The sequence below is a fragment of the Actinoplanes subtropicus genome (genome assembly GCF_000721705.1).
Taxonomy (GTDB): Bacteria; Actinomycetota; Actinomycetes; order Mycobacteriales; family Micromonosporaceae; genus Actinoplanes; species Actinoplanes subtropicus.
In genome coordinates this window covers 59,750-82,321 of sequence record NZ_JOJL01000001.1, presented here as the reverse complement: position 1 = coordinate 82,321, position 22,572 = coordinate 59,750, and the positions used below count along the sequence as shown (strand labels likewise).

Sequence of the window (22,572 nt, the reverse complement as noted above, 5' to 3'; positions counted from 1 at the left end):
TCGTCACTCCTCCTGGTACGCCCACACGACCAGCTCGCCGTAGATCGTCCGGCAGACCAGCCGGGCCGGCGCCGCCTGACAGTCGCCGGTGCCCTGGGGCAACGCGTCCAGCACGCGGGGTCGCAGGTCACCCGGGCGGGCGACGGCGACCATGGTACGACTTTCGGCGTCCGCCGCCCTGGTGAGAACCAGTCGGCCGTCGTTCCCGGTGCCGTCCACCGGCTGCCATCCGGCCAGCTGGATGCGCAGCGCACCGGTCCGCGGGTCGATGACGCCGACCGGCACGCTGCCGTCCGGGTCGCTGTAGGCGACGTACATGTCGCCGAACAGGGCGAGGCTGTGCCACGCGGGCTGCGCCCAGACCGTGTCGCCGGTGTCCGGGTCGATCGCGCGCAGCCCCGCCGGGCCGCCGAGGCAGACCAGCAGGCCGCACGGCTGCATCTGGTACGCGATCTCGGACGGCTCGGACCAGAGCTGCTTCAGCGTCTCCGGGTCGTACGCCGAGATCTCCGCGGAGCTCGCACCGGGGTGGCGCAGCAGGATCCGGCCGCCCGCCACCACCGGGTTGTCCGGGGAGTAGTCGGCGGCCGGGACGTGCGTGCTGGCGATCAGCTTGCCGGTCGTCAGGTCGTGCACTGCCATCGTCTGGTTGTCGTGCACGAGCAGCATCCGGGACTCCTCGTCGCCGAGGCCGGGCACGCCCAGCAGCACCGCGGTGGACGGCACCGGCACGCTCCACCGGGTGTTCCCGGTGGCGGGGTCGATCGCGTCGACCTGGCCCTGCACCCGGCGGCCGGTGCCGTCCAGGGTGCGCGGCGAGTCGACCGCCAGCAGCGTCGACGAGCCGGCGATGTTCACCACGTTGCCGGGCCGCTCCCACAGGTCGGTGCCGCTGAAGGTGGACAGCGCCGTGGTGCCCGGATCACGGTTGGTGCCCGCCCACGGCCGCATCAGCACGACGTCGTCGCTGATCCGCAGCCGGTACGCCGGGGTGGACTGGCCGGCCTGCCAGCGCAGCCGTCCGCTGGTCAGGTCGTACGAGGTGAGCAGCCCGAACGTCTCGGCGAGCAGCTGGCCGTCGGCGGTCGTCGCGTACGAGTCGGCCGGCCCGACCCGCAGCTGGAAGACCGCGGACAGCGGCGATCTCGGCGGCGGCACCGAGCCGGCGCCGCACACCAGCACCAGCGCCGCGAGCAGCGCGGCGGGCACCCACAGCGGGGTCGTCCGCACTCTCGGCGAGGAGTAGGTCGGCGGCTCGCCACGCTCGAGACCAAGGTCGATGGTGACGGTGCCGCCGAAGTCGTCCATCGGCCAAAGATAACGACTAGATAACGGAACTGCCCGTCAGTGGTCCGTTTGCCGCGGGTATGGACTATTAAGACCGTTCTAGGGCGCGGGCTGTGGCTCGGCCGCTTCCTCCGTTCGGGACGCCCACTCGATCACGTCCCGGGCGATGTCCTGCGCGGTCAGCCCGAGCGCCGCGAGGATCTCGCCCCGGCCGCCGTGCGGGTGGAACCCGGCCGGCACGCCGAAGTCGCGCAGCGGCACGTCCACCGCCGAGTCGCGCAGGGCGGCGGCCACCGCGTCGCCCACCCCGCCGGCCCGGATGCCGTCCTCCAGGGTGACCACCATCCGGTGCCGGCCGGCCAGCCCGATCAGCTCGATCGGCACCGGGCGCACCCAGCGCGGGTCGACCACGGTCACGCCGTAGCCCTGCTCGGCCAGCCGCTCGGCCACCTCCAGGCCCAGGCCGGCGAACGAGCCCACGGTCACCACCAGCACGTCCGTGCGGCCGGCCTCGCGCAGCACGTCGACCTGGCCGAGGCGCCGCACGGCCGGGGTCTCGGGGGCGACCGAGCCGGTCGGGAACCGTACGATCGTCGGCCCGTCGTCGACCGCGGCCGCCTCGCGCAGCTCCTCGCGCAGGGTGGCCGCATCCCGCGGCGCGGCGATCCGCAGGCCGGGCACCACGCCGAACACGCTCATGTCCCAGACGCCGTAGTGGCTCGGCCCGTCCGGCCCGGTGACGCCGGCCCGGTCGAGCACGAAGGTCACCGGCAGCCGGTGCATCGCGACGTCGAGCAGGACCTGGTCGAAGGCGCGGTTGAGGAAGGTGGCGTAGACCGCGACCACCGGGTGCAGCCCGCCCATCGCCAGGCCGGCCGCGCTGGTCGCCGCGTGCTGCTCGGCGATGCCCACGTCGTACGCCCGGTCGGGGTATTTCTTCGCCAGCGCCGCGATGCCGGTCGGCTCAGCCATGGCCGCCGTGATCCCCACAATGTCCGGGCGCTCGTCGGCGATCGCCACGAGCTCGTCGGCGAACACCTTCGTCCATTTCAGCACGGGCGCCGCCAACAGCTTGCCGGTCTCCACATCAAAGGCGCTGCTCGGCCCGTGCAGGCAGTCCGCCTCGTCCTCCTCGGCCGGCCGGTAGCCGTAGCCCTTCCGGGTCACCGCGTGCACGATGACCGGCGCGTTGAAGCCCTTGGCCCGGCGCAGCGCCGACTCCATCGCCTGCTCGTCGTGGCCGTCGATCGGGCCGATGTACTTGAGGCCGAGGTCCTCGAACATCGGCTGCGGGCTGACCGCGTCCTTGATGCCCTTCTTGACCGCGTGCAGCACCTCGTAGACCGGCTTGCCCACCACCGGGGTCGAGCCGAGCGCCTCCTTCACCAGGTCGAGCACGCGCTCGTAGCCCGGGTTGAGGCGCAGCGTGGAGAGGTGGTCGGCGAGCCCGCCGATGGTCGGCGCGTACGACCGGCCGTTGTCGTTCACCACGATGACCAGCCGGTTCTTGCCGGCCGCGATGTTGTTCAGCGCCTCCCAGCACATGCCGCCGGTGAGCGCGCCGTCGCCGACCAGGGCCACCACGTGCCGGTCCTCGCCGCGCAACGTGTACGCCTTCGACAGGCCGTCGGCGTAGGAGAGCGCGGTGGAGGCGTGCGAATTCTCGATGTGGTCGTGCTCGCTCTCCGCCCGGCTCGGGTAGCCGGAGAGGCCGCCGCGCTGGCGGAGCTGGTCGAAGCCGTCCTGCCGGCCGGTGAGGATCTTGTGCACGTACGCCTGGTGCCCGGTGTCGAACAGCAGGCTGTCCCGCGGCGAATCGAAGACCCGGTGCAGGGCCAGCGTCACCTCCACGACGCCCAGGTTGGGGCCCAGGTGGCCGCCGGTGCGGGACACCTTCGCCACCAGGAAGTCACGGATCTCGGCGGCCAGCAGCGGCAGCTGCTCGGGCGTGAGGCGCTTGAGGTCACCCGGACAGGTGATGGTCGCCAGCAGGCCGGCCGAGGCGGAAGGGGCTTCGCTCATGAGTGCCGAGTCTATCGGCGCGGCGCATGCGAGTGCGCCGCGCGAACGGCTGGCGGCAGGTCCTACACACAACCTGCACACAGCCGCCGACGGTGACTTCGCTCACCCGGCGGGCGGTATGGCATGCTGGGAGCCTCTGCGCGACTGGCGGCACGGGGATGGGTGACCATCGGGGAGCCGGCCACGGGAGTCGACCGCCTGGGTTCCCGTACCGAAAGGGAGTCCCCCATGTCCGCACGTCTTCTTCCTGGTGGCCCGGTCGCCGAGGCGGTCCTGGCCGACGTCACCACCCGCGCCGCCCAGCTGCGCGAGCGCGGCGTCGTGCCGAGCCTCGCCACCGTCCTGGTCGGCGACGACGAGGCCAGCGCCGGCTACATCCGGGTCAAGCAGCGCCAGGCCGCCGAGCTGGGCTTCGCCTCCCCGCACCGCCACCTGCCGGCCGACAGCACGCAGGACGATCTGCTCCGGGTGATCGACGAGTTCAACGCCGACAAGGGCGTGCACGGCGTCCTCATCCAGTACCCGATCCCTGGCCACCTCGACTACGAGGCCGCGCTGCAGACCCTCGACCCGGACAAGGACGTCGACGGGATGCACCCGCTCAACATGGGCCGCCTCGCCCTCGGCATGCCCGGCCCGCTCCCCTGCACGCCGGCCGGCATCGAGGCGCTGCTCGCCCACCACGGCATCCCGGTGGCCGGCCGCGAGATGGTCATTCTCGGTCGGGGCGCCACGCTCGGCCGCCCGCTGGCCATGCTGACGGCCCAGAAACGCCCCACCGCCAACGCGGCCGTCACCGTCGTGCACACCGGCGTCAAGGATTGGCCGCGCTACACCCAGCGCGCCGACATCCTGGTGGCGGCCGCCGGCGTCCCCGGCATCATCCAGCCCGAACACGTCAAGCCCGGCGCCACCGTGATCGGCGCCGGCGTCCGCTACGAGGGCCGCCGCCTGCTCCCCGACGTGGACGAATCGGTCGCCGAGGTAGCCGGCGCCATCACCCCCCGACTCGGCGGCGTCGGCCCCACGACGATCGCCATGCTCTTCCGCAACGCGATCCAGGCAGCCGAGCGGGCCAGCTGACGCGAGTCACGCTTTCCGATCCCCGAAAAGCAGCGGACGTACGCGTCGGGCCAAGTCCCCGGTCGACACCGCGAGCTGAGTGCACCGTCCAGGCCGTTGCGCGACCATCCGGGCGGAAGAGTTTGTCGTTACGCTCCGGCGGGCTCGAGCAGCGCCACGCACTCGACGTGCTGGGTCATCGGGAAGCAGTCGAAGGCGCGCAGGTCGGTCAGCCGCCAGCCCAGCCCGAGGAACGTGCCCACGTCGCGGGCCAGGGCGGCGGGGTCGCAGGCGACGTAGGCGACCGCTCGCGGCCGGGCGCCGGCGATCCCGCGGACCACCCGCGCGCCGGCCCCGGCCCGCGGCGGGTCGAGCACGACGAGGTCGACCGGGCCGGTGATCCGGCGGCGTTGCAGGGCCGTCTCCACCCGCGCCTCGACCACCTCGACCGTGGGCAGGTCGGTGAGGTTGGCGCGGGCCGCCGCACACCCCACCGGCGACGACTCGACGAGCGTGATCCGGGCCCTGGTGTGCGCGGCAACGGCGGCGGCGAACAACCCCGCGCCCCCGTAGAGGTCCCAGGCGGTCTCGCCCTCGGCCGGCCGCAGCAACTCGACGACGGCCGCCGCGAGCGTGTCGGCGGCGGCCGGGTGCACCTGCCAGAACCCCTCCGGCGGCACCGACCAGCGACGACCCACCGCCTCCTCGGCGACCTCGTCCGGCCCGGCCAGCCGCTTCCGGCGTCCCGCGGCCGACGCCGTGTCGGCGGGATCGTCCTCCGGCAGCCGCCCGCCGCCCGCCGGACGGGTCAGCACGGCCAGGTCGCCGCCGGTGGACGCGGTCACCTCGATGGCGTCGTCGTCCGGCCACTGCCGCGACAGCAGGTCCAGCCGCTGGATGGCCGGGTGGGCTATCCGGCACCGGTCGATCGGCACCACCTGGTGCGAGCGGTGCTGCAGCAGCCCGGCTCGGCCCGCGGCGTCGACCGCGTAGCGAACCCGGCTGCGCCAGCCCAGCAGCGGGGAGCCCGCGTTCGGCAAGGCTTCCACCCGTACGGGAAAGGAGGTTTTGGCCAGACGCCGAAGCTGTTCCGCAACCACCGCGGCCTTCCAGCGCAGCTGCGCGTCGCTTGCGACGTGCTGAAGGTCACACCCGCCGCAGCCGCCGGGATGGGCGTAGGGGCAGGGCGGCTCGACCCGGTCGGGCGAGGGCTCGTGGATCTCGATCGCGTCGGCGCGCACGAAGGTGCGATGCACCTCGGTGATCTCGGCGGTGACCCGCTCCCCGGGCAGCGCGTGCCGGACGAACAGCACCCGGCCGTCGAGCCGGGCCACGCAGTGCCCGCCGTGCGCCGGCGCCTCGACGACCACCTCCACCCGGTCGCCCTCGCCCAGCCCCAGGTCCGGATCGGTCATGCTGAGCCCACCCTGTGCATGCCCTTCTGGCCCTCGCCTGCGGCCTGAGCGCGCAACTCACGGAACTGCCGCTCGGTGCAGGCGGTCATGCGTGTGCATCCTCACTGCTGGGCGGCCGTTCGGTCTCCGCGGATCGGGTGCGTGGACCCCGCTGCGGCGCGTGGCTGAGGCCCCGGTCGAAGCGGTCGAGGTCGCGGTCCTGGCTGGAGCGCAGCTGCCACGGCACGCTGGTCACCATCACGCCCGGCTCGAACAGCAGGCGGCCCTTGATCCGCAGCGCGCTCTGGTTGTGCAGCAGGTTCTCCCACCAGCGGCCGACCACGTACTCGGGGACGAAGACCGTCACCACGTCGCGCGGGGAGCCGCGGCGCAGGCCCTTCACGAAGTCGATGATCGGGCGGGTGATCTCCCGGTACGGCGAGTCGACGACGGTGAGCGGCACCGGGATCTGCCGGCGCTCCCACTCGTCCTGGATCGTCCGGGTGTCCTTGTCGTCGACGTTCACGGTGACCGCGGTGAGCGTGTCCGGCCGGGTCGCCTGGGCGTAGGCCACCGCCCGCAGGGTCGGCATGTGCACCTTGCTGACCAGCACGACCGCGTGGTTGCGGCTGGGCAGCACCGGGCGCTCGTCGGTGGGCTGCAGCTCCTGGGCGACCCGGGTGTAGTGCTTGTGGATGCCCAGCATGGTGACGTAGATGACCAGCATGGCGGCGATCGCGATCCAGGCGCCGAGCAGGAACTTGGTGACCAGCACCACGATCAGCACCGCGCCGGTGAGGCCCATGCCGAACGCGTTGATCGCCCGGGAGCGGATCATGCGGCTGCGCACGGACGGGTCGCGCTGGGTCCGCAGCAGCCGGTTCCAGTGCCGGATCATGCCGCCCTGGGACAGCGTGAACGAGACGAACACGCCCACGATGTACAGCTGGATGAGCCGGGTGGTCTGCGCGTCGAACGCGACGACCAGCACGCTCGCGGCGAGGGCCAGGAAGATGATGCCGTTGGAGAAGGCCAGCCGGTCGCCGCGGGTGTGCAGCTGGCGCGGCAGGTAGCGGTCCTGGGCGAGGATCGAGCCGAGCACCGGGAAGCCGTTGAAGGCGGTGTTCGCGGCGAGGAACAGGATCAGGGCGGTGACCGCGCTGACCGCGTAGAGCAGCGGCGAGTGCCCGCCGAAGACCGTCTCGGCTAGCTGCGCGATCACCGGCTTCTGCTGATAGAGGGCCGGCCCGGAGATGATCTGGGTCTCCGGGTTCTCGACGAACTGCAGGTGGGTCATCCGGGACAGGGTGATGATGCCCACCAGCATGACGATCGCCAAGGCGCCGAGCAGCAGCAGCGTGGTCGCCGCGTTCTTGCTCTTCGGCGGCTTGAAGGCGGGCACGCCGTTGGAGATGGCCTCGACCCCGGTCAGCGCCGCACAGCCGGAGGAGAAGGTCCGTAACAGCAGATAGGCGAACGCGAAGCTGGTCAGGTTGCTGTGCTCGGCGGAGATGACCAGGCCGGCCGAGGGGGCGTGCAGGTCCTGCCCGAGGATGAAGATCCGGAACAGCCCGGTCAGGATCACGCCGATGATCACGATGATGAACGCGTACGTGGGAATGGCGAACGCCGTGCCCGCCTCGCGCAGGCCGCGCAGGTTGAGCGCGGTCAGGATGATGATGCCGCCCACGCAGAACGGGACCGGGTTGTTCTTCGGCAGGTCCCACACCGCGCCCAGCGCCGCGACGCCGGACGAGCTGGACACGGCCACGGTCAGGATGTAGTCGACCATCAGCGCGCTGGCCACGCCCAGCCCGGCCCGCGGCCCGAGGTTGACCGTGGCCACCTCGTAGTCGCCGCCGCCGGAGGGGTAGGCGTGCACGTTCTGCCGGTAGCTGGCCACCACGGTGATCATCACGACCGCGACGGCGAGGGTGATCCACGGCGAGATGGCGAAGGCGCCCGCGCCGGCGATCGAGAGGGTCAGCAGGATTTCGTCGGGGGCGTACGCCACGCTCGACAGCGCGTCGCTGGCGAAGACGGGCAGGGCGATCCGCTTGGGCAGCAGCGTGTGCTGCAGCTTGTCGGAGCGGAACGGTCTGCCCAGCAGCAGCCGCTTGGCGAGGGACGTCGAACTTGCCACGAGTGCCAAGCGTACGGGCGGTCCACCAGCCGCGTATCCCGCCCCGGCCGCCGCCCGTTCGGGGGGCATGGCACGCTCACACATGTCAGGCACCGATCCGGGAGGGCGCGACACGTGCACGTGGTGATCATGGGGTGTGGCCGGCTCGGCTCCACGCTCGCCGGGAACCTCGAAAGCCGAGGTCACTCGGTTGCGGTGATCGATCAGAACTCGGACGCGTTCCGCCGCCTGGGCTCCGAATTCGGCGGCATCACGGTGACCGGCATCGGCTTCGACCGGGACGTGCTGCGCGCGGCCGGCATCGAGCGGGCGGACGCCTTCGCGGCCGTCTCCAGCGGCGACAACTCGAACATCATCTCGGCCCGGCTGGCCCGCGAGACGTTCGGCGTGTCCCGGGTGGTGGCCCGCATCTACGACTCCCGCCGGGCGCAGGTCTACGAGCGGCTCGGCATCCCCACGGTGGCCACGATCCGGTGGGCCGCCGACCGGATGGTGCGCCACCTCGTGCCGGAGGGCACGGTCGAGGTGTTCCGCGACCCGACCAGCGTCGTCTCCATCGTCGAGGTGCCGCTGCACCGCGACTGGGTGGGCCGCACGCTCAAGGAGCTGGAGGCCGCGACCGGCGCCCGGGTGGCGTACCTGATGCGCTTCGGGATGGGCACGCTGGGCACCCCGTCGACCGTGATCCAGGACGGCGACCAGATCTTCATGCTGGTGACCGACGACACCGTGGGCGGCGTGCTGGACGTCGCCGCCGGCACCCAGACGGAAGGGCACTGACCATGCGGATCGCCATCGCCGGAGCCGGCAACGTCGGCCGGTCGATCGCGCAGGAGCTGATCGGCAACGGCCACCAGGTCATGCTGATCGAACGGCAGCCGCGCCAGCTGCGGCCGGAACGGGTGCCCGAGGCCGAGTGGGTGCTCGCCGACGCGTGCGAGCTGTCCAGCCTCGAGGAGGCGGACGTGGCCGGCTGCGACGTGGTGGTGGCCGCCACCGGCGACGACAAGGTCAACCTGGTGGTCTCGCTGCTGGCCAAGACCGAGTTCGCGGTGGCGCGGGTGGTCGCCCGGGTCAACCGCGCCGAGAACGAGTGGCTGTTCACCGAGCAGTGGGGCGTCGACGTCGCGGTCAGCAAGCCGCGCCTGATGGCCGCCCTGGTCGAGGAGGCGGTCACGGTCGGCGACCTGGTCCGGCTGATGACCTTCCGGCAGGGCGAGGCGAACCTCGTCGAGATCACCCTGCCCCGGCACGCCCCCTACGAGGGAAAGCCGGTCCGCAGCGTCCCCCTGCCCCGCGACGCTGCGCTGGTCGCGATCCTGCGCGGCAAGCGGGTCGTGGTCCCCACGCCCGATGACTCCCTCGAAGCCGGCGACGAGCTCATCTTCGTCTGCACCAGCGAGGTGGAGGATCAGATCCGCGCCGTAGTCCTCGGCAGCGAGGGCCGCGAGCTCGGCGATTAAGCCGGCGCGACCTTCTGGTCCGACGTGACTCGGTGGATTGCCCAGGCGGTGTAGGCGAACGTGGCGGCGTAGATCGGCCAGCTGATCAGGATCCGGACGACGCCCAGCGCGTTCGCCTCGCCGAGGGCCCACAGGTAGTACTGGATGCCCGCGCGGAGGCCCAGTGACACGACCCACACCAGGGTCAGCCACTGGAAGGTGCGGAACAGCCGGACGTTGCCGAACCAGTCCTGGTGTCCCTTGTTCGCCATGATGCCCCAGGCGTACCCGATCAGGGGTTTGCGCACCACGACGGAGACCAGCAGCAGCGCGGCCTGCCCGAAGGTCAGCAGGATGCCGGGGAGGTAGAAATTCTTGGCCTCACCCGTACGCCAGGCCAGGAACGCGCCGATCGCGATGCCGAACAGGCCGTTGACCGCGTGCCGGACCGGCTGCTTGCGGAGCAGGCGGAACACGCCGATGCCGATCGCCGAGATCACCGAGCCGGCGATCGCCCAATAGAGCGCGGTGCGCTTGTCCAGGCCCACCACGGCGTCGCCGAGCACGACGTTGAAGACCACGAACGCGAGCACGGGCAGGCTCGACTCGATGAGCCCGCGCACGCCGCCCAACTGCTCGGCGATCTGCTCGCTCATCGAGGGCATGGGCTCTTCGTCGGAGACCTCGTGGAGGTCGAGTTCCTCGATGACCTCCTCGGCGAGCCGCTCCTCCACTGATTCACTCGCGGCGTGACGCGGCTCGCTGCCACTCACCGGGGCGCCTCCAGCTCGTAGTACGGGTTGTAGATGACCTTGCGGTCGTCCCGGATGGCAATCCGGCCACGCGCGGTGAGCTGCCTGCCGGGCTCGATGCCGGCGATCGACCGGCGCCCGAGGAAGACCAGCGTGACCACATCGCTGCCGTCGTAGAGGTCGGCCTCCAGCGTCGGCAGGTTGGTGCGAGGAGTGTACGCCACCGTGCGCAACCGGCCGGACACCGAGACGACCTGGCCCCGGCTGCACTGGCCGGCGGGCATCGCGCCGCACTTGGCGCTCTCCCGCTGGAGATGCTCGGCGTCCAGCTCCGAGTCGCTGGCGGTCAACCGGTCGAAGAACTTGCGCAGACCGGTGCGCTCGTCCGTGGTCATGGGGTTCTCCTTAGAAGACCGGCCCGTTACGAACCACGGTACGCTGCCCGGCCCGCCGAATCACGGCCCGGTGAATCACGCGGGCCGGCCGTTGGCCCCCTGCTCGGCCTGAGCCGCCGCCTGGGCCGCCGCCTGGTCGGTCATCTCCTTGGGCAGCCGCAGCGGCAGCGCCTCGCGGACCGGCCGGGCCTCCGCGTCCCGGATCACCACGAGGCCGGCGAGCACCTCGCCGAGCGCTCCCTCGCGGGACGGGTCGGCCGCCGCCGCGCCCTGGTAGAGCGCCCGCACCATCCAGCGCGGCCCGTCCACCCCGACGAACCGCACGTCGGCCGGCCCCTCGGGGGTGTTGACCCGGGCGGTCAGCTCGATGCCGTACTTCCCGGCGACCTCGCGCGGCACGACGCCGTCGGTCGCCATGGCCTGAGCGATCTCGTCCCGCACCTCGTTCCAGATGCCCTCGCTGCGCGGCGCCGCGAACACGCCGAGCTGCAGCGCGCTCTCGCCGTCGACCAGCACGATCTGCTCGACCGCGCCGTCCGGGTTGGCCTGCACCCGCACCTCGACGCCCTCGATCGCGGGGATCAGCAGGCTGCCCAGGTCGAGCCGCTCCACGCCCTCAGGCGCGTGCTCGGCGTCCCAGGGGCCGCTGGTGGGCGGCGGGGCCTCGTCGTCGGCCGCGAGGCTCCGCTCGAGCGCCGCGGACGGCGGCGCGTCGGTCGGACGCACGTGTTTCGGGCCGCCGCGCTTACGGGAGAACATCACTGCCACCTTCCGGAATCAAGGACTGGTGCCCGCCGGTGGAGCCGGTGCCACCGGCGCCCCGGGCGGTGTCGTCGAGGGTGTCGACCGCCTGGAACACGGCTCGCTCCACCCGCTGGACGACCAGCTGGGCGATGCGGTCGCCACGAGAGATCTTGACGGTTCGCTCCCGGTCGTGGTTGACCAGGATGACCAGAACTTCGCCGCGGTAGCCGGCATCGACCGTACCGGGCGCGTTGAGCACGGTCACGCCCAGCCGGGCGGCCAGGCCCGAGCGCGGGTGCACCAGGCCGACGTAGCCCTCCGGGATCGCCACGGCGATGCCGGTGCGCACCGCCGCGCGGGCGCCCGGGGCCAGCTCGGTCTCCTCGGCGGCGACCAGGTCGGCGCCGGCGTCGCCCGGGTGCGCGTAGGCCGGCAGCGGCAGGCCGGGATCGAGCCGGCGGATCGGGATGACGAGATCGGTCAAGATCGAGTTTCCTTAGGGATGACGAACGGGAGGACGAGCGGAGGACGAGAGCGGCGGCGGCAGGCACCCACCCTGCCATCCTGCCGTGCCCGCCAACGGAGGCGCGCCGTACCCTTCCAGGGTGACACCGCAGTCCCCGGCGCGCAGCACCGAGGCCGCCCTCTACACCGAGCGGCTCGGCATCTCCCCGTGGGCCTGGCTCGCCACGCTGGCGGTCGATCTGATCATCGGCTTCGAGATCCTGCTCGGCTTCCCGCACCTGCCCGCCTGGGTCCCGTTCGCCGTGCTGCTGCCGGCCAGCGCGGCCCTGCTGGTCTGGTCCGGCCGCATCCGGGTGACCGTGACCGCCGAGGAGTTCCTGGTCGACGACGCCCGGCTGCCGCTCGCGGTGATCTCCGATGTGGTCGCGCTGGACGCGGCCGGCAAGCGCGAGTCCCTCGGCGTGGGCGCCCACCCGCTGTCGTTCGTCATCCAGCGGCCGTGGATCGGCCCGGCGGTGCAGATCCTGCTGGACGATCCGGATGATCCGACACCCTTCTGGGTGATCAGCACCCGCCACCCGGTCGAGCTGGCGACCGCCCTGCTCGACGCGATCAAGAAGATTCGATGATCCGCGGGTGGTTCCGCCTCAGGTCCTTCCGTACGTGTTCGCCGAGCGCCCGGGTGGCCCGCCGGTTCAGGTAACCGGCCACGGCCGCGCCAGTGAGCAGCGGCCCCATCGTGCTCAGGCTGCGCCCGAACCGCCGTAGCAGGCTGCGCTGCAGGTCGCGGCGGGCCGCCGTGCCCAGCACGGTGGCGACGCCGACGCCGGGCAGCAGCGGATTGATGCCGCGCTGCTGCGACCAGGACTGCAGGAGGTGCAGAGCGCGCTGCCCGGTGCTGCCGGGGAGCGGCCGGCCGTACACCTCGTGCAGCTCGCCGAGCAGCTTCAGCTCGATCGCGACCACGGACACCGTCTCGGCGGCCAGCAGCACGGGGGCGGAAAGCAGGGTCGGGGTGGCCACCCACTCGACCGCGGCGACGCCGCCGCCGACCGCTCCGATGCTCGCCGTGGAGCGCGCGGCGTTGCGGATCAGTCGTTCGGCGAGCTCGTCGTCGTCTAGGCCGGGGAAGTGGCGGTGCAGCGTCGCGCGGTCGCGGACCGGCACGTGCGGCGCGATGTCGGTGACCACGTCGGCCATCCAGCGCAACGCGGCCTTGGGGCGGAACAGCTGGCCCAGCCCGCGGCGGCGGATGTCGCCGACCAGGCGGCCGAGCAGTTCGCGCCTGCTCGCGGGCTCGAGATCGTCGGCGGTGAGCGCCGCGACGGTCTTGCCCAGGGCGGTGTCGGTGTCCGGGTCGGGCGTGGCGGCGCCCGGCTCGACCTCCGGCGTGCTGTGCTCCGGGTGGCTCATGGTCGTCCTCCCGTCGTGCGTCGGCTTCTCAGCCGAGATTCCCGGTCTGGTGTCGGTTCCAAACTAGGCAACGCCCGCACGCCCGACCGCTCGGCGGGCGGCCGGGTGGTGGCGCTTTGCGCGCGAGTCGCCGGTCAGGCGCACTCGCGGCAGATCAGCTCCCCGTTCCGCTCCGCGGCCAGCTGGCTGCGGTGGTGCACGAGGAAACAACGGGCGCAGCGGAACTCGTCGGACTGCATGGGCAGTACCTTGACGGTGAGTTCCTCGTCGGCCAGGTCGGCGCCGGGCAGCTCGAAGCTCTCCGCCACCTCGACCTCGTCGACGTCCACTGAGCCCGACTGCGAGTCGGCTCGACGGGCCTTGAGCTCCTCGAGGCTGTCCTCGCCGAGGTCGACCTCATCGCGACGCGGGGCGTCGTAGTCGGTGGCCATCGGTTTTCACTCTCCTGTATCGATGGGTCACTTGGCGTTAGTAACGCCTGTGACGAGGTTTCGGTTCCCGCTTCCGCCGGACGATTTCTGACACTGGTGCTGACCTGAAGAAACTGCCCCGGCGAGCGCGGAACGTTACCTGCGTCGCGGCATCGTTGTACGCAAACAGGCGGCCCATTGTTCCCGATGTGACCGAGGCGACATCAAAGTAGGGGCACAACGGTCTGGATCATCGTCGGCGCGCCGGAAGGATTCCCTGTTTCCGCAAGCCTGGCGCACAGACGCTAACCTCTCGACAGGTCCCGCGTCCCGAGCCTGCCGTGTTACCCGATCTGGAGCCAGCCCCATGAGCTTTGCCCGCGTCCGAGCACTGATCGTCGTCGGTGTGCTCGCCGTGGCCGCGATCGTCTTCGTCATCACCGCCCTGGTTCGCGACTCGCAGGGCAAAGAGATTTCGGGCACCAACTGCCCCGCGGGCGCCCCGCTGGCCGACGTGACCCTGCCGGACGACCCGGCCGAGGTCACCATCAAGGTCTACAACGGCACGAGCACCAGCGGGCTGGCCGACAGCGTGAGCAACGAGTTCAAGAACCGCCGCTTCACCGTACAGAAGCCCAGCGAGAGCAAAACCAGGTACAAGGGCGTGGCGGAGATCCGGTACGGGCCGGACGCGGTCGGCCGGGCACAGTTGCTGCGGGCGTACTTCCTGGACCAGTCCAAGCTGGAGTACAACCCCAAGCGCAAGGGCATCCTGATCGACATCGTGATCGGCAGCGGGTTCCGGCAGCTGGCCACCACCACCGAGGTCAACCAGTCGCTGGTCGAGGTCGGCGAGCCGACCCTCCCGCCGGGCGCCTGCGCCAAGCCCGCGAAGAAGAACGCCTCCTAAGGCATCAGGCTCCGCCGGCGGCGTCCAGCTCGACGAGGGCGTCGTGCAGCGGGCCGAAGATCGCCGGCGGGGCGGCCACCACCATGTCCAGCCCCGGGGGCGCGCCCTCGAGGCCGCCGACCAGCGCGCCCGCCTCGGCCGCGACCAGGCCGCCGGCCGCGTGGTCCCACGGGTTGAGGCCCTTCTCGTAGTACGCGTCCAGCAGGCCCTCGCCGACCGAGCACAGGTCGAGCGACGCCACGCCGATGCGCCGGATGTCCCGCACCCGGGTGATCAGCTGGGCCAGCACCGCGCCCTGGTGCGCCCGGCGCTTCGCGTCGTACCCGAAACCGGTGCCGAGCAGGACCTGGGCCAGGTCGGTCTGGGCCGAGCAGCGCAGCCGCCGGCCGGCCCGCCAGGCGCCGCCGCCGCGGGTCGCGGTCCACTCGTCGCCGGTGGCCGCGTTGATCACCACGCCGGCCTGGACCACGCCGTCCACCTCGGCGGCGAGCGAGACCGCGTACGCCGGCAGGCCGTACAGGTAATTCACCGTGCCGTCGATCGGGTCGAGGATCCAGCGCACTGCGCCCGCCTCGGAGGTGTTTTCCCCGTACTCCTCGCCCAACACCCCGTCGTGCGGCCGGATCGTTCGTAACGAGCTCACAACTTGTCGCTCGACGGCCCGGTCGGCCGCGGTCACCACATCGGTGCGGGTGCTCTTGGTCTCGACATCGGTGATCGCCTCGGCGCGCATGCGCCGCGCGGTGGCCGCCGCCTCGCGCGCCACCGGTACCGCGATGGAAAGCAGCTCGTCGGCCGCCGGAAACTCGCTCACTTGTTCGCCCTTTCCGCCGATACCATTCTCGCGCCAAGCGTCTTGAATCAGGTCGGCGACCCCCTGCGGCGTGCTGCGGCGGGAGGATCTCGCTGGACGGCGCTACAATTCACCCCTACCCGCGCTTCGCTCCGCGACCCGAGGGTCCCCACACACACCGGCCAGCCTCTTCGCCGTGCGCTGCGCTGGGCTCATGGTCGTGCACAACCACATCGCCTTCGGAAGGTCATTCGTGACAGAAGCCCACCAGAACGGTGCCGACGTTCGTTCCCTCACCGAGGCCCTGATCGCCCATGCACAGGGCGCGGGCGGGCAGCTCACGTCGGCCGAGGTCGCTCGCACGCTCGAGTCCGCCGAGGTGAATCCGGCTCAGGCCAAGAAGATCCTGCGCGGGCTCGTGGATGCCGGCGTCACCGTGGTCGTCGACGGCTCGGCGAGCACTCGCCGCAAGGTCGCCGCCGCCCGCGCGGCCACGCCCGCATCCAAGGCCACCACCGCCAAGGCCGCCCCGGCGGCGGCCAAGAAGGCGGCGCCCCCGAAGCAGGCCGCCGCCGCGGCGCCGGCTTCGGCGGAGGCCGAGGAGGCCAGGTCGGCCGCCAAGGCCGTGCCGGCCAAGAAGGCGCCCGCCAAGAAGGTGGCCGCCGCCAAGACCGCCACCGCGCCCGCCAAGAAGGCGTCTCCGGCCAAGGCCGCCACGCCCGGCGAGGAGGGTCCGGAGGACGGCGAGGAGATCGATCCCGAGGAGTTGGCCGCCGAGATCGAGGACGTGGTCGTCGAGGAGCCGCCCGCCCTCGTCGAGGCCGCGGCGACCGACGCCGCCAGCTCGGCCACCGACGGCGACTTCGAGTGGGACGACGAGGAGTCCGAGGCCCTCAAGCAGGCCCGGCGGGATGCCGAGCTGACCGCCTCCGCCGACTCGGTCCGGGCGTACCTCAAGCAGATCGGCAAGGTCCCGCTGCTCAACGCCGAGCAGGAGGTCGAGCTCGCCAAGCGGATCGAGGCGGGGCTGTACGCGGCCGAGCGCCTGCGCGCCTGCGAGGAGGGCGAGGAGAAGATCGAGCGGACGATCACCAAGGGCTACAAATTCTCCACGTACGCGACGTGGTGGATCCGGCAGGCGATCACCCGGGCGATGGCCGACCAGGCCCGCACGATCCGCATCCCGGTGCACATGGTCGAGGTCATCAACAAGCTCGGCCGCATCCAGCGCGAGCTGCTCCAGGACCTGGGCCGCGAGCCCACCCCGGAGGAGCTGGCCAAGGAAATGGACATCACCCCGGAGAAGGTGCTGGAGATCCAGCAGTACGCCCGGGAGCCCATCTCGCTGGACCAGACCATCGGCGACGAGGGCGACAGCCAGCTCGGCGACTTCATCGAGGACTCGGAGGCGGTCGTCGCGGTCGACGCGGTCTCCTTCTCGCTCCTGCAGGATCAGTTGCAGCAGGTGTTGCAGACGCTCTCCGAGCGCGAGGCCGGCGTGGTCCGGCTGCGCTTCGGCCTGACCGACGGCCAGCCGCGCACGCTGGACGAGATCGGCCAGGTGTACGGGGTGACCCGGGAGCGGATCCGGCAGATCGAGTCCAAGACGATGTCGAAGCTGCGTCACCCGTCCCGCTCGCAGGTCCTGCGCGACTATCTGGATTAGGCCGTTAGGTCAACATAGCGTGTCTGTTTGGTCACCACCCGTACATCGTCGGGTGGTGATCAGACCGTTGTGCAGAAGTGATCGTTGACGTGGCACCCTTGGATCACGGCACACTAGCCCCATCACGTGTGACCTCGGTCCCCCCGGGGCACAGTGGGAAGGCTGCAACGGTGCAGGGTGTTGCACGATGTGAGCAGTAGCCGAGGAACATGTTCATCGGTTCGAACAGAGGAGGAAGGCGATGACCCCGACTCTCACGCCGCCGGCGGGTAGTGTGGCCGGCCCCGCAGCCGATGAGCGGTGCGACCGCTGCAATGCAGCCGGAAAGCTCCGTTTGACCCTGGCTGGTGGCAGTGAGCTGGTGTTCTGCGGACACCACGCCAACCGGTACGCCGAGGACTTGGTGAAGATCGCGGTGCAGTACGCGGCGGATCCGGATTTCACCTGGCGTGGCGCGGACATGATGTCTAACTCCAACTAGATCCCCCGCTTCAAACGTGCGAAAGGAGCGCCCGGTGTGGGGCGCTCCTTTTCACATCCCAACGGCCCTCAGCAGCCCGTCAGCGGCCTGAGCGGCACGCTCCCCAGACCGGGTACGCCCCTAGGCGCCGCCGCCGCGCAGCGGGCCGCTCACAAGGTCTGGATCGTCGCGATCCGCTCTTCCAGCTGCTCGATCGTCGCCTGCGCGCTGGGCGGCCCGCCGCAGAGCCGGCGCAACTCCGCGTGAATCTTGCCGTGCGGCAGATTGGTGCGGTGGTGATGGGCGGCCACCAGGGTGTTCAGCTGGCGGCGCAGGCTGTTGCGCCGCTCCCCCGCGGTCATCGGGGCGGGCGCCGGGTCGCGCTGGGCCGGCACCTCGGCGACCTTCGGCTGCCGCTTCTGCGCCGCGATCTGGTCAGCCTGCCGCTTGTTCAGCACGATCGACACCTGGTCGGGGGTGAGCAGCCCGGGAATGCCGAGATACTCCTCCTCCTCGGCGGTGCCGGTGCGTGCCCCGGTGCCGAACGAGGTGCCGTCGTAGATGACCTGGTCGAGCTCGGCGATCGAGGACAGCGCCTCGAACTGCTTCTCCAGCTCGCCGGAGGCGTCCTCCTCGCGCTGCGCCCGCTCCATCAGGTCGTCGTCGAGGCCGTCCTTCTGCTTCGGCGCGCCCAGGATGTGGTCGCGCTGCGCCTCCATCTCACTGGCCAGCCCGAGCAGGTGCGGCACGCTGGGCAGGAACACCGTCGCGGTCTCGCCGGGGACCCGGGCGCGCACGAAGCGGCCGATCGCCTGGGCGAAATACAGCGGGGTCGAGGCGCTGGTCGCGTAGACGCCGACGGCCAGCCGCGGGATGTCGACGCCCTCGGAGACCATCCGGACGGCGACCATCCAGCGCTCCTCGGAGGCGGCGAACTTGGCGATCCGGCCGGAGGCGCCCTCGTCGTCGGAGAGCACGACCACGGCCGGCTGCCCGCTGATCTCGTGCAGGAGCTTCGCGTACGCCCGGGCGGTCTGCTGGTCGCTGGCGATGACCAGGCCCCCGGCGTCGGTCATCCCGTGCTCGCGCAGCCGGGACAGCCGGGCGTCGGCCGCCCGCATCACCTGCGGCATCCAGTCGCCGCGGTGGTCCAGCGCGGTACGCCAGGCCTGCGCGATCAGATCCTTGGTCATCGGCTCGCCGAGGCGGGCGGCCAGCTCGTCCCCGGCGTTGGTACGCCAGCGGGTCTCGCCGGAGTACGCCATGAACAGCACCGGCCGCACGACCCGGTCACGCAGCGCGTCGGAGTACCCGTACACCGAATCGGCCTTGGATCTTTGCAGGCCGTCCTCGCCGCGCTCGTAGGTGACGAACGGGATCGGGTTCTCGTCCGAGCGGAACGGGGTGCCGGTCAGCATCAGCCGGCGGGTCGCCTCCTCGAACGCGGACTTCACCCCGTCGCCCCAGGTACGCGAGTCGCCGGCGTGGTGGATCTCGTCCAGGATGACGAACGTGTTCCGGGTCATCGTCCGCCGCCGGTGCACCGCCGGGGCCATGCCGACCTGGGCGTAGGTGAGCACCGCGCCGTGGAAGTCGCGGGACGAGTGCACGTCCGAGTTGCGGAAGGTGGGGTCGAGCTGGATGCCGACCCGGCCGGCGGCGGCCGCCCACTGAGACTTGAGGTGCTCGGTGGGGCAGACCACGGTCACCGCCTCGACGGTGCCGTCGGCCAGCAGTTCGGCGGCGATCCGGAGGGCGAAGGTGGTCTTGCCGGCGCCCGGCGTCGCCACCGCCATGAAGTCGTCGGAGCGACGGCGCAGATACTCCACCAGGGCTTTGCGCTGCCAGGCCCGCAGGGGCGGAAAGGTCTCGAGATCCGGCGGTGGCGGGCTCACGAACATCCCTTCAGGTCCCGGACAAGAAACGCCAGCATAGCCACAGACGGCTCACGGCACGGCGATCGGCGCGGACCACCTCCGATAGAGGGCGAGCAGCCGCACACCCGTGATGAGCACGGCCGCGGCCACCGTCGAGATCGGACCGGCCAGACCCACACCGTGCAGAATCGTGACGAGGATCGCGCCGCCGAGCGAGGCCACCGCGTAGATGTCGCGCTGCAGCACCACCGGGATCTCGCCGGTCAGCAGGTCACGGGCGAGGCCGCCGCCGATCGCGGTCAACATTCCGACAAGGCAGGCGCCGACCGGTGGCACGCCCGCGTTCAGCGCCTTGAGCGTGCCGGTGACCGTGAACAGGCCCAGCCCGGCCGCGTCCAGCAGCAGCACCGTGCGCCGCAGCCGGGACAGTTGGGGGTGCAGCCGGAAGACGGCGACCGAGGCGAGGACCGCGGTCACCGCGTACCGCCAATCGGCGAAGGCCAGCGGCGGGACCGCGCCGATCACCAGGTCGCGCAGGATGCCCCCACCGAGCGCGGCGACGAACCCGACGAATCCGACGCCGAACAGGTCGAGGCGCTTGGCGATCGCGGCCGACGCGCCGGAGGCGGCGAAGACCGCGACGCCGATCAGATCACCGACGAGCAGGCCGTAACCGCTCAGTGGTTCATCGCCTCGTAGATCTCCTTGCACTGCGGGCAGACCGGGGAGCCGGGCTTCGGCGTCTTGGTCACCGGGAACTTCTCCCCGCAGAGCGCCACGACGAAGGTGCCCATGACCGCGCTCTCGGCGATCTTCTCCTTGCGGACGTAATGGAACATCTCCGGACCGGTATCGGCGTCCTTGGTCTCCGGCCGCTCCAGAATCTGCGTCGTCACGACAGTCTGCCCTTCAGTAAGTCTTACCGCCGTCGCCCCCAGCGCGGCGGAGGGTTCGAAGCTCCAACCAGCAAGTCTGACACCTCACAGCGGGCGGGTCCAACGGCACCGTACGGTTGCGTCGTGACTGACTTCGCGATTCGATACGGCGAGCATGTGACCCGTGCCCGCCGGGACGGCCGGCCGCTGGTCGCGCTGGAGAGCACGATCATCTCGCACGGCCTGCCGCACCCGGACAACCTGCGGGTGGCGCGGGAGATCGAGCAGACCGTCCGGGACAACGGCGCGGTGCCGGCGACGATCGGCATGATCGGCGGCGAGCTGGTGGTCGGCCTCGACGACGACCAGATCCAGCACCTCGCGCTGGCCGAGGGCGTGGCCAAGCTGAGCGTGCGCGACCTGGCCGTGGCCGCCGCCCGCCGGGCCGACGGCGCCACCACGGTCGCCGCCACCAGCGCGGTCGCCGCGGCCGCCGAGATCGGCGTGTTCGCCACCGGCGGCCTGGGCGGGGTGCACCGGGAGGCGAGCGTCACCTTCGACGAGTCGGCCGACCTGGGCACGCTGGCCCGCACCCCGATCGTCGTGGTCTGCGCCGGGGTCAAGTCGATCCTCGACGTGGGCGCCACGCTGGAGCGGCTGGAGACGCTCGGCGTCGCGGTCGCGGGCTACGGCACGAAGCGGTTTCCCGGCTTCTTCATCACCGACGGCGGCTTCGACATCGACTGGCAGCTCGACTCGCCCGACCAGGTCGCCGACGTGATCCGGGCCCGGGCCGACCAGGGCGTCGGGGCCGGCGCGCTGATCGTGGCCAACCCGCTGCCCACGGACGAGCAGCTGGACCCGGCGCTGCACGACCGCACCCTGGCAGAGGGCCTCGAGCTGCTGGCCAAGGAGCACATCACCGGCAAGGCGGTCACCCCGTTCCTGCTGTCCCACTTCCACGAGAGCACCGAGGGGCAGAGCCTCGCGGTGAACGTGCGGATCATCCTGCGCAACTCGGCGCTGGCCGCCCGCATCGCGGTGGCATCCACCGCGGCGCCGGCGCCGCTGGGCTTCGCCGCACCCGCGTGACCCCCGGCGACACCAGCAGCGCCGCCGTCATAGTCGTCGGTGACCTGGTCACTGACGTGCTCGTGGCGCATGACGGGCCGATCGAGTTCGGCTCGGACACCGCCGCGACGATCACGGTGGGCGGGGGTGGCCAGGGGGCGAACACGGCCGCCTGGCTGGCCCACACCGGCCGAGCGGTGACGCTGGTGGCGGCGGTCGGGGACGATCCGGCAGGCCGGGAGCGGGTGGCCGAGCTGGCCGCGGCCGGGGTGCGCTGCGCGGTGCGGGCGCATCCGGGGGCGGCGACCGGCAGCGTGGTGGTGCTGGCCGGGCCGCACGAGCGCACCATGGTCACCGACCGCGGCGCGGCGCTGCTGCTCGACCCGGCCGACGTGGTCGCGGCGATCGAGGCGGCCGACGCCCGGCACCTGCATCTGTCCGGCTATCCGCTGCTGCACGACGGGTCGCGGGCGGCCGGCCTCGCGGCGTTGGCGGCCGCCGCCGGGCGCGGCCTGACGACCAGCGTCGACGCGGCCTCGGCGGCACCGTTACGGGCCGTGGGGGCCAAGGCTTTCCTGGCCTGGGTACGGGACGCCGACCTGCTCCTGTGCAACGCGGACGAGGCGGAGGTGCTGGCCGGGCCGGGCCCCGCGGGCGAGCAGGCGGCCCGGTTGACGGAGCACGTGGCCCACGTGGTGGTCAAGCAGGGTGCCGAGGGCGCGTCGTGGGCGACCCGGGGCCGTCAACTCTGGCGGGGAGCCGCCTCGCGCGTACCCGCAAAAGATCCGACCGGGGCGGGCGACGCCTTCGCCGCGGGCCTGCTCCACGCCTGGTGTTCGGGCGCGCTCCCGGAGGCCGCGCTCGCGGCCGGCGCGGCCCTCGGCGCGGAAGCCGTCGCCCAGGTCGGCGCCCGCCCTCGCTAGCACCGCCCGCGCCCGCCCGGACCCGTTCAGTGGGGCTTCTGCTCGCGTTCGGGCTCGGTCGGGGCCCAGCGCTCGCCCTCGACCGGCTCGGCGTCGATGGTGATGTAGTCGATCTGCTCGGCCGAGTGCTGGCTGAGCTCGGCCTGCCGGCGTTCCTGCTCCCGCGCGGCGGCGGCCGCGGCGCGCTCGGCCTTGCTGCGGGCGGGCCGGTCGTTCGCGATGAGCACGGCCGCCCACGGCAGGATGACCATGCCGGCGGCGCACATGATGAGCCAGACGGGCAGCAGCGGCGGGTGTGCGCTGATCAGGATGGCGCCCGCGATCAGGCAGGCGGCCCGCAGGCCCATCATCGTCACGTAGCGGATCTGCCTGCTGCGGAACTGCTCGTCCTGGCTGCGGGCGGCGTCGGTGATCAGGACCGGCCGCTCCGGCTGCTTCTTCACGGTGGCTCACTCCGATCGACCCCCC

At 71.8% G+C, this 22,572-nt stretch carries 24 protein-coding genes and 1 riboswitch; of the genes, 9 read left to right on the top strand and 15 right to left on the bottom strand.

Annotated features, from left to right (window positions below; genetic code table 11):
- Positions 1-3: 3 nt before the first annotated feature.
- Positions 4-1,308 (bottom strand): outer membrane protein assembly factor BamB family protein, encoded by a 1,305-nt coding sequence (locus tag IH26_RS0100385; RefSeq protein WP_030434046.1) that lies wholly within the window; start codon positions 1,306-1,308, stop codon positions 4-6.
- Between the two features lie 78 nt (positions 1,309-1,386).
- Complete coding sequence (gene dxs / locus IH26_RS0100380) at positions 1,387-3,309, bottom strand: 1-deoxy-D-xylulose-5-phosphate synthase (RefSeq protein ID WP_030434045.1); 1,923 nt, start codon at positions 3,307-3,309, stop codon at positions 1,387-1,389.
- 130 nt (positions 3,310-3,439) lie between these two features.
- A riboswitch (ZMP/ZTP riboswitch) is annotated at positions 3,440-3,520 on the top strand.
- Between the two features lie 17 nt (positions 3,521-3,537).
- Here dxs and IH26_RS0100375 point away from each other — a divergent pair.
- Entirely contained in the window at positions 3,538-4,392 is an 855-nt protein-coding gene (locus IH26_RS0100375) for a bifunctional 5,10-methylenetetrahydrofolate dehydrogenase/5,10-methenyltetrahydrofolate cyclohydrolase (protein ID WP_030434044.1), read from the top strand.
- A gap of 128 nt (positions 4,393-4,520) precedes the next feature.
- Here the strand turns inward: IH26_RS0100375 and IH26_RS0100370 are convergent, their stop codons facing one another.
- Both IH26_RS0100370 and IH26_RS0100365 read right to left on the bottom strand, forming a co-directional pair.
- Positions 4,521-5,786 (bottom strand): class I SAM-dependent RNA methyltransferase, encoded by a 1,266-nt coding sequence (locus IH26_RS0100370; RefSeq protein WP_030434043.1) that lies wholly within the window; start codon positions 5,784-5,786, stop codon positions 4,521-4,523.
- 85 nt (positions 5,787-5,871) lie between these two features.
- Positions 5,872-7,908 carry an APC family permease gene (locus IH26_RS0100365; RefSeq protein WP_034213134.1) on the bottom strand — a complete coding sequence of 679 codons (2,037 nt, stop codon included), beginning with the start codon at positions 7,906-7,908 and terminating at the stop codon, positions 5,872-5,874.
- A gap of 114 nt (positions 7,909-8,022) precedes the next feature.
- Here IH26_RS0100365 and IH26_RS0100360 point away from each other — a divergent pair, with 114 nt between their 5' ends.
- Both IH26_RS0100360 and IH26_RS0100355 read left to right on the top strand, forming a co-directional pair.
- Positions 8,023-8,688, top strand: coding sequence for a potassium channel family protein (locus IH26_RS0100360; RefSeq protein WP_030434041.1), 666 nt, complete (start codon positions 8,023-8,025; stop codon positions 8,686-8,688).
- The gene (locus IH26_RS0100355) at positions 8,685-9,371 is read left to right on the top strand and encodes a potassium channel family protein (RefSeq protein WP_211268545.1); all 687 of its coding nucleotides are present in this window, start codon (positions 8,685-8,687) and stop codon (positions 9,369-9,371) included. Before IH26_RS0100360 ends, IH26_RS0100355 begins: the two co-directional genes overlap by 4 nt.
- On the opposite strand, the gene IH26_RS0100350 is transcribed toward IH26_RS0100355, so the two are convergent.
- The 4 genes from IH26_RS0100350 to dut form a co-directional block, all read right to left on the bottom strand.
- Entirely contained in the window at positions 9,368-10,123 is a 756-nt protein-coding gene (locus IH26_RS0100350; protein WP_051807155.1) for a DUF3159 domain-containing protein, read from the bottom strand. The genes IH26_RS0100355 and IH26_RS0100350 overlap by 4 nt on opposite strands.
- Complete coding sequence (locus IH26_RS0100345) at positions 10,120-10,497, bottom strand: OB-fold nucleic acid binding domain-containing protein (protein ID WP_030434038.1); 378 nt, start codon at positions 10,495-10,497, stop codon at positions 10,120-10,122. The genes IH26_RS0100350 and IH26_RS0100345 overlap by 4 nt, the downstream gene beginning before the upstream one ends.
- 75 nt (positions 10,498-10,572) lie before the next feature.
- Entirely contained in the window at positions 10,573-11,256 is a 684-nt protein-coding gene (locus tag IH26_RS0100340) for a DUF3710 domain-containing protein (protein ID WP_084598528.1), read from the bottom strand.
- A complete protein-coding gene (dut, locus tag IH26_RS0100335; protein ID WP_030434036.1) occupies positions 11,243-11,725 on the bottom strand; it encodes a dUTP diphosphatase in 483 nt (160 codons plus the stop codon). Before dut ends, IH26_RS0100340 begins: the two co-directional genes overlap by 14 nt.
- Before the next feature lie 121 nt (positions 11,726-11,846).
- Between dut and IH26_RS0100330 the strand changes: the two genes are divergently transcribed.
- A complete protein-coding gene (locus IH26_RS0100330; RefSeq protein WP_030434035.1) occupies positions 11,847-12,335 on the top strand; it encodes a DUF3093 domain-containing protein in 489 nt (162 codons plus the stop codon).
- Here the strand turns inward: IH26_RS0100330 and IH26_RS0100325 are convergent.
- Positions 12,319-13,119 (bottom strand): hypothetical protein, encoded by an 801-nt coding sequence (locus IH26_RS0100325; RefSeq protein WP_030434034.1) that lies wholly within the window; start codon positions 13,117-13,119, stop codon positions 12,319-12,321. The genes IH26_RS0100330 and IH26_RS0100325 overlap by 17 nt on opposite strands.
- 134 nt (positions 13,120-13,253) lie before the next feature.
- Positions 13,254-13,550 (bottom strand): DUF4193 domain-containing protein, encoded by a 297-nt coding sequence (locus tag IH26_RS0100320; protein ID WP_030434033.1) that lies wholly within the window; start codon positions 13,548-13,550, stop codon positions 13,254-13,256.
- Positions 13,551-13,896: 346 nt separating this feature from the next.
- Here IH26_RS0100320 and IH26_RS0100315 point away from each other — a divergent pair, with 346 nt between their 5' ends.
- Entirely contained in the window at positions 13,897-14,439 is a 543-nt protein-coding gene (locus IH26_RS0100315) for a LytR C-terminal domain-containing protein (RefSeq protein WP_030434032.1), read from the top strand.
- A gap of 4 nt (positions 14,440-14,443) precedes the next feature.
- On the opposite strand, the gene IH26_RS0100310 is transcribed toward IH26_RS0100315, so the two are convergent.
- Positions 14,444-15,253 (bottom strand): inositol monophosphatase family protein, encoded by an 810-nt coding sequence (locus IH26_RS0100310; RefSeq protein ID WP_030434031.1) that lies wholly within the window; start codon positions 15,251-15,253, stop codon positions 14,444-14,446.
- Positions 15,254-15,485: 232 nt separating this feature from the next.
- On the opposite strand from IH26_RS0100310, the gene IH26_RS0100305 reads away from it, so the two are divergent.
- Positions 15,486-16,898, top strand: a complete 1,413-nt coding sequence (locus IH26_RS0100305; RefSeq protein WP_030434030.1) for an RNA polymerase sigma factor — start codon at positions 15,486-15,488, stop codon at positions 16,896-16,898.
- Between the two features lie 241 nt (positions 16,899-17,139).
- On the top strand, positions 17,140-17,379 hold the full coding sequence (locus IH26_RS0100300; RefSeq protein ID WP_030434029.1) for a DUF7455 domain-containing protein: 240 nt from the start codon (positions 17,140-17,142) through the stop codon (positions 17,377-17,379).
- A 149-nt stretch (positions 17,380-17,528) separates the two neighbouring features.
- Here IH26_RS0100300 and IH26_RS0100295 read toward each other — a convergent pair whose 3' ends face one another.
- From IH26_RS0100295 to IH26_RS0100285, 3 genes are read right to left on the bottom strand one after another with little or no spacing between them, the layout of a single operon-like run.
- Entirely contained in the window at positions 17,529-19,259 is a 1,731-nt protein-coding gene (locus IH26_RS0100295) for a DEAD/DEAH box helicase (RefSeq protein WP_157436966.1), read from the bottom strand.
- A gap of 45 nt (positions 19,260-19,304) precedes the next feature.
- Positions 19,305-19,946 carry a trimeric intracellular cation channel family protein gene (locus IH26_RS0100290; protein WP_245664849.1) on the bottom strand — a complete coding sequence of 214 codons (642 nt, stop codon included), beginning with the start codon at positions 19,944-19,946 and terminating at the stop codon, positions 19,305-19,307.
- A complete protein-coding gene (locus IH26_RS0100285) occupies positions 19,913-20,131 on the bottom strand; it encodes a DUF3039 domain-containing protein (protein WP_020512582.1) in 219 nt (72 codons plus the stop codon). Before IH26_RS0100285 ends, IH26_RS0100290 begins: the two co-directional genes overlap by 34 nt.
- A 123-nt stretch (positions 20,132-20,254) precedes the next feature.
- On the opposite strand from IH26_RS0100285, the gene IH26_RS0100280 reads away from it, so the two are divergent.
- Complete coding sequence (locus tag IH26_RS0100280) at positions 20,255-21,202, top strand: pseudouridine-5'-phosphate glycosidase (protein WP_030434026.1); 948 nt, start codon at positions 20,255-20,257, stop codon at positions 21,200-21,202.
- Complete coding sequence (locus tag IH26_RS0100275; protein WP_030434025.1) at positions 21,199-22,104, top strand: carbohydrate kinase family protein; 906 nt, start codon at positions 21,199-21,201, stop codon at positions 22,102-22,104. Before IH26_RS0100280 ends, IH26_RS0100275 begins: the two co-directional genes overlap by 4 nt.
- 26 nt (positions 22,105-22,130) lie before the next feature.
- Here the strand turns inward: IH26_RS0100275 and IH26_RS0100270 are convergent, their stop codons facing one another.
- Positions 22,131-22,547: a DUF3099 domain-containing protein gene (locus tag IH26_RS0100270; protein WP_030434024.1), complete on the bottom strand. Its 417-nt coding sequence runs from the start codon at positions 22,545-22,547 to the stop codon at positions 22,131-22,133.
- Positions 22,548-22,572 lie beyond the last annotated feature (25 nt).

What these genes read in the sequence shown, in the direction of transcription:
- IH26_RS0100385 (WP_030434046.1), bottom strand. Translation starts at nt 1,308, where the DNA reads ATGGACGACTTCGGCGGCACCGTCACCATCGACCTTGGTCTCGAGCGT.
- IH26_RS0100315 (WP_030434032.1), top strand. Translation starts at nt 13,897, where the DNA reads ATGAGCTTTGCCCGCGTCCGAGCACTGATCGTCGTCGGTGTGCTCGCC.
- IH26_RS0100345 (WP_030434038.1), bottom strand. Translation starts at nt 10,497, where the DNA reads ATGACCACGGACGAGCGCACCGGTCTGCGCAAGTTCTTCGACCGGTTG.
- IH26_RS0100325 (WP_030434034.1), bottom strand. Translation starts at nt 13,119, where the DNA reads ATGAGCCACCCGGAGCACAGCACGCCGGAGGTCGAGCCGGGCGCCGCC.
- IH26_RS0100370 (WP_030434043.1), bottom strand. Translation starts at nt 5,786, where the DNA reads ATGACCGATCCGGACCTGGGGCTGGGCGAGGGCGACCGGGTGGAGGTG.
- IH26_RS0100375 (WP_030434044.1), top strand. Translation starts at nt 3,538, where the DNA reads ATGTCCGCACGTCTTCTTCCTGGTGGCCCGGTCGCCGAGGCGGTCCTG.
- IH26_RS0100295 (WP_157436966.1), bottom strand. Translation starts at nt 19,259, where the DNA reads ATGTTCGTGAGCCCGCCACCGCCGGATCTCGAGACCTTTCCGCCCCTG.
- IH26_RS0100320 (WP_030434033.1), bottom strand. Translation starts at nt 13,550, where the DNA reads ATGGCCACCGACTACGACGCCCCGCGTCGCGATGAGGTCGACCTCGGC.
- dxs (WP_030434045.1), bottom strand. Translation starts at nt 3,309, where the DNA reads ATGAGCGAAGCCCCTTCCGCCTCGGCCGGCCTGCTGGCGACCATCACC.
- IH26_RS0100300 (WP_030434029.1), top strand. Translation starts at nt 17,140, where the DNA reads ATGACCCCGACTCTCACGCCGCCGGCGGGTAGTGTGGCCGGCCCCGCA.
- IH26_RS0100340 (WP_084598528.1), bottom strand. Translation starts at nt 11,256, where the DNA reads ATGTTCTCCCGTAAGCGCGGCGGCCCGAAACACGTGCGTCCGACCGAC.